General features: G+C 57.3%; 8 protein-coding genes. 5 read left to right on the top strand and 3 right to left on the bottom strand.

Going from position 1 to position 7,520, the window contains the following annotated elements:
- Window positions 1-6: 6 nt before the first annotated feature.
- From HKD24_RS10880 to HKD24_RS10890, 3 genes are read left to right on the top strand one after another with little or no spacing between them, the layout of a single operon-like run.
- A complete protein-coding gene (locus HKD24_RS10880) occupies window positions 7-381 on the top strand; it encodes an HlyD family secretion protein (RefSeq protein WP_194260297.1) in 375 nt (124 codons plus the stop codon).
- A gap of 48 nt (window positions 382-429) precedes the next feature.
- A complete protein-coding gene (locus HKD24_RS10885) occupies window positions 430-1,443 on the top strand; it encodes a thiol:disulfide interchange protein (RefSeq protein ID WP_194260298.1) in 1,014 nt (337 codons plus the stop codon).
- Window positions 1,440-1,967, top strand: coding sequence for a hypothetical protein (locus HKD24_RS10890; RefSeq protein WP_194260299.1), 528 nt, complete (start codon window positions 1,440-1,442; stop codon window positions 1,965-1,967). Before HKD24_RS10885 ends, HKD24_RS10890 begins: the two co-directional genes overlap by 4 nt.
- A gap of 33 nt (window positions 1,968-2,000) precedes the next feature.
- Here HKD24_RS10890 and HKD24_RS10895 read toward each other — a convergent pair whose 3' ends face one another.
- Window positions 2,001-2,300, bottom strand: coding sequence for a hypothetical protein (locus HKD24_RS10895; RefSeq protein WP_063905454.1), 300 nt, complete (start codon window positions 2,298-2,300; stop codon window positions 2,001-2,003).
- Window positions 2,301-3,293: 993 nt separating this feature from the next.
- Here HKD24_RS10895 and repC point away from each other — a divergent pair.
- Both repC and HKD24_RS10905 read left to right on the top strand, forming a co-directional pair.
- The gene (gene repC, locus HKD24_RS10900) at window positions 3,294-4,538 is read left to right on the top strand and encodes a plasmid replication protein RepC (RefSeq protein WP_194260300.1); all 1,245 of its coding nucleotides are present in this window, start codon (window positions 3,294-3,296) and stop codon (window positions 4,536-4,538) included.
- A gap of 52 nt (window positions 4,539-4,590) precedes the next feature.
- Complete coding sequence (locus HKD24_RS10905; RefSeq protein WP_061490889.1) at window positions 4,591-4,875, top strand: DUF2312 domain-containing protein; 285 nt, start codon at window positions 4,591-4,593, stop codon at window positions 4,873-4,875.
- A gap of 168 nt (window positions 4,876-5,043) precedes the next feature.
- Here the strand turns inward: HKD24_RS10905 and HKD24_RS10910 are convergent, their stop codons facing one another.
- Entirely contained in the window at window positions 5,044-5,694 is a 651-nt protein-coding gene (locus HKD24_RS10910; protein WP_194260301.1) for a recombinase family protein, read from the bottom strand.
- 72 nt (window positions 5,695-5,766) lie between these two features.
- Window positions 5,767-7,520, bottom strand: a 1,754-nt coding sequence (locus tag HKD24_RS10915; RefSeq protein ID WP_194260302.1) for a Tn3 family transposase, incomplete at its 5' end; no start/stop codon positions are given.

The raw sequence follows: 7,520 nt of genomic DNA on the forward strand, positions 1-7,520 counted from the left end.
GGACGCATGTCCGCAGAGACGGACCTAGAACACCGTCAATTTGCCGAACGCATTCAACATCGCTCACAACGCCGCAAACAAGAGGATCTTATCAACACTCTCACTGCAAAGGGTGTTGAGTTCCTCGACCATATCAAGTGGCAAGAAGGGATCATGAAAGAGCGTAAGGACCAGATTGCGGCTCTTGAGGCAGATCTGGTCCAGGCGCGCTCTGATTTGGAGCGTCAGCAGTCTTTAACAAACCAGTGGAAAGATTTTGGCGATAAGTCGGAAGCTAACTACGACGAGTTGAAGGCTTGGGCAGATAAAGCCGAGGCTTCGCTCAAACAGTATCGCTCCCTTTACGGTCCTCTGCCAGACGCTCCAAAAAGCAGCTCTTAGTCGCATCTTAGCTCGATAGGGTCTCCTTAATTCTTCAGGAGACCCATTATGCGTTCTCGTACCTCTCTTTATCTCGCCGGATCGCTGCTCCTGGCAGCACCGGCAATGGCGCAGACCCAATGCGCTGTTCCTTCTTCGCCTGCCCAAACATCAGCACCTCAAAAAACTGCTCCGCTCGGGCCTCAGCCGACTGACGCGATCCAGCGGCTGGTGCAGGCAGGCAGCGAGATCCTGTGGGCAGAGCCACAGCACGGCCTTCAGACAGGTGTTGCTCACGGCGATAACCAGCTTCTGGTATTCTTCACGCCTGAAAATCACAGCTTCATCATTGGCGGAACACTCATTCCCGTCCCCTATGACCGTCTTCATGAGCTGATGGGTAAGCGGGCGACAGATCTGGAGGTCTGGCATGGCACCAGGGGCATGTTTGTGCGCAACGGCGACCGTTTCCAGGTCGTTTATGCGACGCCAGACGGTCAGGCCGCGATTGCCGGTACGGTGTGGGATACCGCAGGCAAAAACATCACAAGACAGCAGATCCGCTACATTCCAGGGGCCGTTCCCACGGTTCGGATCGACGTCCCGGGAGGTGGAAAGGCCCCGGCCGGTTCGTTGTCCGAGCAGATCTATGCCGGTGTGGTCGGCCAGAAGGGTGCGCCGGAAGTGATCATGTTTATTGATCCGCGCTGCACGTTCTCGATCCGCGCCATGCAGCTCCTTCAGCCTGCCGTTGATAGCGGCAAGCTGCGTCTGAGGGTCGTGCCGCTTTCGCTCTTGGACTACGAGGATGGCGGCGCAAGTACGCGTTACGCCAAGGCCATGACCTCGCTGCCTGCGGATGCGAGTATGGTTCAGGCCTGGACGTCTGGCGGCCTCTCGAATGTGCTGGATCAACCGTCTCCTGAAGCGCAGTCCCGACTTGATGCCAACATGGCAGCGGCTAAAGCGGTGTCGCTGACAGGCACACCGACCTTTTTCTGGAAGCATCATGATGGGTCTCTGGGGCGTCTCGACGGCGTGCCTCCAGACCTGAACAAGTTCCTGACGGATGTCAGCCAGTGAGTGGGGCGAACGAAAAGAAGGGAGTCCTGGCCAAAACAGGCCGGGCAGCCCGATTTGTCGTAGGTTCTCCATCCGTTGCGGTTGGGGCCGCGAGTATTCGGGATGGCTACAGTCTGCTTCGGACACTGTGGGGCATTGTCCGAAGAAAGCCTGAAGCGGAAGACGGGTTTCGCGTTGATGATTCGGGCCGCATCGACATTGTTGCGACGGCAGAAGTGTACGATGTCAGTCCGGCAGCGGTAGAGATCTATCTCCAGAACCAGCAGGCCAGGACGTATCAACGCGCCTGGGCCGCAGCCCTCATCGGGGCTTGCCTTCTTGCAGCGTGGATCATTGTCGGCCTCAGCGGGTTATGGCGGAGTCAGACGCTTGTGACTGCGATCGAGATGATGCCGTTCTGGTTCGCCCTGGGGCTCTATATTCTGCAGAATGGGTGGATGAACTGGCAGTTTCGTCAGCGAAGGAAGGCCGGGATGCTGGCCTATATCAGAGAGGCCGACACCCTTTTTCCTCGACGGTCCTGAAACAGGAAGCGGCCCCAGAGGGCCGCTTTTCTTTTAGAAGGTTCCGGGTGGGTGCGTGGAGTTGTTGTTGGGGCCACCAACGGCCCAGGCCGCGTGCTCGTAGTCTTCACGGCCCCCAGAATTGCGGGGATCTTCCACCTTCACGATATGACCTTGCCGATCATAGACAGGTGGTGCCCAGACCGCTCGGGCTGATCCATAGGCCGCGCCCGGCTCATAGCGAGCGTGTTTGAGTGGCGGCGGCTTCGGGCCGTGACCATGATCGGCCGAGACGTTGCCAGAGCAAGCCCCTAGCGCCAGTAGCAGTGGAATGCACACAAGATAATGCTTCATGACTTCAGTCTCCTTTGCGATGCGTAGGAGACTGAAGGCTTCATCTGCGACTTTCTTCAGGAAACGATCTCGGTCTTGAAATCGAAAGAAGATGCCCGAGAAGAAGTACAAAACTCGCCAGAGCTATCAGCTTCGAAAATAGCAAATTTTGCGAGACACTCGTTCTTACACTTCTGGAGCATCGGATTGGAGGACTCTAGCATTTTCAGACGGTGCATGCGTCGCTCACACTCAGTAACCTGCAAAGCATAGTCTTGTAGGACTGAAGGAGATTTGACTGTCATATTTGAAATAATCGAGAGCGTATAAATAACACAATCTATGCTTGACCGTGTTTCAGCGCAGAAGGATGCGAAATTCAAGTCATCCGACAGAGAACTTGCTTGATTATTCTCTGGTATAAAAACCGAACCCATCCGTCACCTTTACCACAATACTAGGACATGAGGTCAGATCGCACCAGAGTTCTGGATACAGTCTCTTTATGGACTTTATCTGCTCTCTCTTTCTTCCCTTTCGCTCTAGCACGGGCTAGCGCAAAGAAAAAAGGTTTCCTTAACGAATTGTGAAAAAAAATTACGAAAGGCCGCTTTTGTTCTCATCACTCCCTTGCGAGCGTGGAACAGACTCATGTTACAGATGAAAGTCGCAGATCCTTGTGGCGAGGTCTCAGCGGCCGGGAGACTCTGAAAAGGGCCTTTCTTTCTCGCTACAGGAGAAGCATAAAGGCAAATCGCCTATTTGGGCTTGAAGAAGGAACTGTTTGAGTGAGTTAGCCAGAGCCCAGATACGTTTAAGGCCCCGCTTTCGCGAGGCCCTAAGAACGTAGTCCCATCGGTCGCCAAACCGATTGAACTGGATTGAAATATCTTCCGCTGATTTTTCAATCCTACATTTCAGCTTCGAATGCAAGAGTTTCTTGCAAACGGGAGGGGCTTGTTTGAAGGGTTGGAAAGCAGGGCTTCGGAAACCCGAAATCCTGAGAAGTTTTCCATGACCTGTTCTCTTTCGCATGACCCCCATCAGGCTGGGGTGAGACGCATCACCCCGGCCATGATTCTGGCTGAACTGCAGTGTGAGGCCCTGCCCCGCAGCGGTGCCACCAAGGCTCAGATCCTGAGCGCTTTGCATACGGAGCCCCGAGCGCTTGGCCTTCAGCCGCGCCAGTCCGATCTGCTTGGCTTTCTGATCAGCCGCACGAAGCCAGTGGATTGGGAAGATGACAACCTCACCATCTGCTCTGTGCGCAATCGCGACATCTGCGAGCGGTTTGGGATCGAGAGATCCACGGTCAAGCGCTGGCTTCGCGGCCTCAGCGAATTGGGCTGGATCATCATGCGCGATAGCCCGAATCAGCAGCGCTGGCTAAGGCGCGAGGGCCGCAATGGTGCGATCCTAGAGGGATACGGGTTCGATCTGTCCCCGCTGTCTCGGCGCTACGACGAAATGCTCCAACGCGTTGAGGCCTTCAGAGAGCGGGAACGCGAAGGAAAGCGTCTGCACAAGCGGGCGATGGTCTTAGGCCGCCGTATTACGGCCCTTTGTGCCACGGCCCTGGAGACGACGGCTGACAGGCCGACGGTCATGAGCATCCAGCAGAACGGGCATCAGCTCCTGGCGTTGCGTGGTAATGACCACGACCTGGACATCCTGTCGCCGCTGGTTGAGCAGATGGAGGGTTTGGTCGAGCGTCTGGAGGCCATGATTGCAGGGGCTGACCCTGTGGAAATGGACCCCATGGGGCGCACTGATGGACCCCACAATACTAATACAAACCCAAATACTATAACTAAAGTTACTGTAAGCGGAGCCGGCTGCGCCGGCGTTGGCATAGAGGAAGGAGTAGTTGGGTCTGACAGTGTCTCCCGTTCCAAGGCCTCACCGCTTCGGGGCTTCAAGGCCGGACCGAATTTCCTTCTCCAGCTTGTTCCTGACTTGCGAGACCTGTGCACTAGCAGTCGCCCACATGAGGCCGAGCTGATCGAGGCCGTCGAGATGCTGACAGGTTCTCTGGGAATTTCCTCTCATGCTTGGCGCCAGGCGTGCAGCGTCATGGGCCGATACGAGGCCGCCGTCGCCGTCTGTGTGATTTCCGCGAAGTCCCGCAAAGGGAAAGTGCGGTCGGCTGGTGGCCTGCTTCGGGCCATGATCGAGCGCCACCTTGACGGTACGCTGGCTCTGGACCGGACCCTCTATGGGCTGGCGTCGGACCTTTCGACTGATCGGACTTACCATTGACGCATCAGTCGCAGACTGAGGTGGCAGATTGGGCGAGTGAAAGGAGAACTGTATGTTGGCACATGAAGAACAGGACACAGCATCTGCTGAAACCACCGTTCAGACCGGAGGAATTGCAGCGGATCGCCTGAGATCCATCATTGAGCGGGTTGAACGCCTGGAAGAAGAACGAAAGGCGTTGGCCGGAGATATCAAGGACATCTTCAGCGAAGCCAAGTCGGCTGGGTTCGACGTCAAGATCATCAAACAGATCCTGAAGCTGCGGAAAATGGAGCCCGCCCAAGTCGAGGAACAGGAAACCCTTCTGGACATCTATCGCCGTGCTTTGGGAATGTGACTTAGTGGTGTGTCCATTGCGGACACACCTTAAAGGAGAAGCCAGATTTCTACGCCAGCAATGACGGCATTGTCCTACCGTGTGGCCATGGTATCCGGGATTGTTGGGATCAGTCTGATCCTGGCCGGGTATGCGCGGGTGAAATATCTGCGGTCGAACCGATCCCCGTCAGGCCTGTCGTCTGCGGCGGTTGAGAGGCTTCTTCTGGTTATTTTCTGCGGTACGCTCGTCAACATCACCGTCGCCTTCCTCACTCTTTGAGCGTGGTTGCCAGCCTATCCGCTCAAGAGTGTTCAACAGGGTTGTGCGTGGAATTGTGAGACGTCGCGCAACGGAGAGCTTACTCTCACCCTTGTTGAGGTAGTCGAGCGCCATGTCCAAACGCTCCTGACTGATCGACGGAGGCCGTCCGCCTATTCGGCCTCGACGTTTTGCGGCCGCAAGCCCTGCCATGACACGCTCATGAATCAAAGCGCGTTCGTATTGAGCCAAAGCGCCAAACAAGGAGAACATCAGCTCGCCATGAGACGTTGTTGTGTCCATCTGTTCGGTCAGGGAACGGAAGGACACGGATTTGGCCTTCAGATCTTCTATGATTGTCAGAAGATGCGGAAGAGATCGCCCCAGCCGATCCAGCTTCCAGACAACGAGTGTGTCACCACTCTTTATATAAGAGAGACATTTTTTAAGACCGGGTCTGTCATCGCGTGCTCCAGAAGCCTTGTCCTGGAAGATGTGTCGCTCATCGACGCCCGCCTGCACCAGAGCATCGCGCTGCAAGTCCACTGACTGGCGCTCATCGACGGAAGAAACGCGCATATAGGGCTGACTACACGAAAGTGCGTTTTACGTACGCTTAGGGTGAACGCCTGAAGAACATCCCGTTCGAAGTCATGCAGCCAGCAAGGAAGCAGGCATCCGGAGCGGCCGCAGCTTTCCGGTTTCCGGTTGTTCCTCGACGTTCCACCGATAGTCGCCCGTCAGGGAGATATGCTCCCAGCCGAGCGGCGCGATATGCCGCGCCAGATCATCGGGAATGCCGAGTGACTGGATGGCGGCTTGCAGATAGCGCGTGTTCCAGAGAATGATTGCCGCGACCAGCAGGTTCAGGCCCGATGCGCGGTAGGCCTGATTTTCAAAACGCCGGTCCCGCAATTCACCTAACTGGTTGAAGAACAGCGCCCGGGCGAGCGCATTGCGGGCCTCGCCCTTGTTGAGACCGGCCTGGGTCCGTCGGCGCAAATCCAGATCCCGCATCCAGTCGAGCATAAAGATCGAGCGCTCTATCCGGCCGATTTCGCGCAAGGCGACCGCCAGACCGTTTTGCCGGGGATAGGATGCGAGTTTGCGCAGCATGGCCGAGGCCGCCACGGTACCGCTGCGAATGGACGTTGTCAGACGCAGAACGTCGTTCCAGTGCACCGCGACATGATCGGCCGCAATCGGATCACCGGTCATGCCGCCCAAAAGATCACCCGGGATCTGGCCGGGCAGCAGATGCAGCTTGCGCTCTTTCAGATCCCGCAGTCGGGGTGCGAACCGATAGCCGAAAAACGGCATCAGCCCGAAGACATGATCCGAGGCGCCGCCCGTATCGGTATAGTGTTCCTCGATCGATACACCGGTCGCGTGATACAACAGGCCGTCCAGCACATACGGCGCTTCCCCGGCCGTTGCGGCAATTACCCGGGTCGCAAACGGATCATACTGATCGGAGACATGGGTGTAGAAACTCACGCCCGGTTCACTGCCGTTACGCGCGTTGATGTCGCTGATCGCAGCACCCCGGCCACCGGCAAGAAACTGCTGTCCGTCGCTCGACGATGATGTGCCGTCGCCCCACAATGCCGCCAGCGGCACGGTGCGATGCGCCTCGATGAGGCGGCCGAGCGCTTCGGTATAGCCGGTCTCGCTGATGTGCCAGTCATGCAGATGGGCCAGCTGGCGCAGGGTAGCACCCTGACAGGTATCGGCCATACGAGTCAGCCCGAGATTGATCCCGTCCGCCAGGATCACCGTCAGCAGCGCGTTCTTGTCATCAGCGATACGGCTGGAGCGCCGATGGGTGAAACAGTCGGTGAAGCCGGTCCAGGAATCGACCTCCAGCAGAAGATCGGTGATCTTGACCCGTGGCAGCCGATTATACGCAGCCCGCCGCAGATCCTCGACGACTGAGGGCGTGATCGCTTTCAACGGCGAAATCACGAGGCCACTTCCGTCCAGGCGCACCTGCGGCAGTTTCCCCTGTCGAGCCAAGTCCGATACTTGCATCAACGCGGTATCCAGCGTGGCGCGCCGTTGGGAGAGGAAGGCCTCGGCTGTTCCGTTGATCGCCAGGGGCAGCAGACCACGGGTACGCATCGCTGCAAAGGTAGCCTCCGGCAAGAGATAGCTGTCGAAGGCGCGGTACTGACGGCTTTCCGTCAGCCAGACGTCACCAGCGCGCAGGCGCTCGCGTAGCTGGATCAGAGCGCATAGCTCGTAGGCTGGGCGCACGAGCACCCCATCCTGGGTCCGTTCTGTGTACCGACCCCTAAACAGGTGCAAACGGCGTGCGGCGATATTCGGGATACGCGGCGCGAACCGGAACCCAAGCAGATGACATAGCGCGAACACATGGTCGGAGACGCCCCCGCCATCGACGT

This window comes from Gluconobacter vitians, assembly GCF_015244565.1.
GTDB lineage: Bacteria > Pseudomonadota > Alphaproteobacteria > Acetobacterales > Acetobacteraceae > Gluconobacter > Gluconobacter vitians.

What these genes read in the sequence shown, in the direction of transcription:
- HKD24_RS10880 (WP_194260297.1), top strand. Translation starts at nt 7, where the DNA reads ATGTCCGCAGAGACGGACCTAGAACACCGTCAATTTGCCGAACGCATT.
- HKD24_RS10885 (WP_194260298.1), top strand. Translation starts at nt 430, where the DNA reads ATGCGTTCTCGTACCTCTCTTTATCTCGCCGGATCGCTGCTCCTGGCA.
- HKD24_RS10895 (WP_063905454.1), bottom strand. Translation starts at nt 2,300, where the DNA reads ATGAAGCATTATCTTGTGTGCATTCCACTGCTACTGGCGCTAGGGGCT.
- repC (WP_194260300.1), top strand. Translation starts at nt 3,294, where the DNA reads ATGACCTGTTCTCTTTCGCATGACCCCCATCAGGCTGGGGTGAGACGC.
- HKD24_RS10905 (WP_061490889.1), top strand. Translation starts at nt 4,591, where the DNA reads ATGTTGGCACATGAAGAACAGGACACAGCATCTGCTGAAACCACCGTT.
- HKD24_RS10910 (WP_194260301.1), bottom strand. Translation starts at nt 5,694, where the DNA reads ATGCGCGTTTCTTCCGTCGATGAGCGCCAGTCAGTGGACTTGCAGCGC.